Annotated in this window: 2 protein-coding genes; both read right to left on the bottom strand. The window is 55.5% G+C overall.

Going from position 1 to position 1733, the window contains the following annotated elements:
- Positions 1–776, bottom strand: a 776-nt coding sequence (locus tag JRJ26_20460) for a hypothetical protein (protein ID MBW2059862.1), incomplete at its 3' end; no start/stop codon positions are given.
- Positions 773–1733 (bottom strand): asparagine synthase C-terminal domain-containing protein (locus JRJ26_20465; protein ID MBW2059863.1); only part of this gene is annotated, 961 nt, incomplete at its 5' end. The genes JRJ26_20460 and JRJ26_20465, both read right to left, overlap by 4 nt.

The following is a 1733-nucleotide window of genomic DNA, read 5'->3' on the forward strand; positions in this document are numbered from 1 at the left end:
ATGATACCTGGAAGAGCCACAGCCACCGGCTTTGACAAAACCGCCATTACAAAACAGAGGAAAGCAAGGCCGTACAAGCTCGATTTCGTTTCCCTTCTCGTCGCATCTGTGGCTTTCAAATAGCAATATAGACTCGCAAAGAAGAAGAAACCGACCAGGACCTCTTTCCGCGCGGAAAGCCACGTCACAGACTCGACATGTACGGGATGGACGGCAAACAGAAGGGCCGCAAGAAAGGCGATCCGGGTGTTGGATTGGGGGGTCCCCTCCCTTCGAAGGAATTTCAGGAGCTCCTCTGCGAAAAAGAATACGAGGATACATGTGAGGAGATAGAAGGCAATATTCGTGATATGGTACCCCAGAGGATTCAGCTTCCAGAAATGGTAGTCGACTGCATAGCTGAGAACCCGAATGGGCTGATAGGTACTCGCCCTTCTAACGGAAAAGATCTCCTTTATGTTAGACCACTCGAGACTGCGAATCTGCCTGTTCCGCAAAATGAGCCCGGGGTCGTCCCATTCAACAAAGCCGTTGCCCAGGGAGTTCAGATAGATGCACGCCACTATCCCGGCCAGGATGAGGACGACCGTGCCCCGAGGCCCGAGGCGTGATGCCAGAATGGAGTTCACGAATCCGGATACACGCGAAGTCAGGACCAGTTGTCTTGAAGTGGGCCGCTCCCCTTGTTTTGGCGGCGATTTGACCGCTCGGGACGGCGTCCGGTGCGGGCGACCCCATGGAAACCCGAAGGAACCCGTTAGTCCAGGATCTTTCATTCCAGCCCCCCTGGTACCTGATCGATGAATTTCCTGAACCACAGCTCGAGGTTTATCCATCGCCAGATGGTGAAACTCATGTTCTTTTTGCCGGCACAGTGCAGGGCAAACTCTTTTGCTGCGCGGTCGGCATCGAGGTATCCCCTTTCCCTGAGGCTCCTGGATCTAATAATCCCTTGGATCCAATCCCTGAGACTCGTACAAAACCAGTTCTCCTCGGGCGTGCCGAAACCGAGCTTGTCCGCCCTGTCTCGAACCCTGGAAGGGAGAATGCCGCTCATAGCCCTCCTCAGGATTACTTTTGTCATCCCGTCCCTCAAGATCTGGTCGGTTGGAAGAGAGAAGATGAAATCCACCAGGCGATGGTCGAGAAACGGGACCCGGGCCTCTATGGAATAGGCCATGGAACTCCTGTCCTCATAGTGGAGGAGTGCAGGGAGACTCGTGGAGGTGAGCAGATGGTAGAGTCGATTGAGAAGGTGTCTCCCACCGAATCTCTGTTCCAGCGGAACAGGAGGGGGGACCTTCGTGGTATTCAGCAGCCAGGGTATCGTCCTCCAAGCAAAAGGGGGCCTCGACCTGAGCCCGGCTGCCTCGGCCCTCATGAGACCTGCCACGAGGTGTGAGAGGACCCACATGTAGGAGTACCCGTGGATTGAACGGAGGTGTTGCGCCTGTCGCATGGTTGCTCCGAATCGGCCGCTTGCAAGGAGTTCTGCGAGGAAGTCTCCGAAGAAGGGATGATATCCACCGAGAATCTCATCAGCCCCTTGCCCGTCGAGAACGACCTTTGTCCGGTAGGATCTGGCCAACCTGAAGACGTTCCACTGGGCATAGATGCTGGTAGAACCGAAAGGCTCCTCCTGATGCCACATGAGCCGGTCTATCTCGCTGGTGAGACCTTGCGGGTCCGGAAAGACCCGATAGTTTTCCGACCCCGTCTGCCTCACGACTTCA

The organism is Deltaproteobacteria bacterium, from assembly GCA_019308905.1.
GTDB lineage: Bacteria > Desulfobacterota > BSN033 > WVXP01 > WVXP01 > JAFDHF01.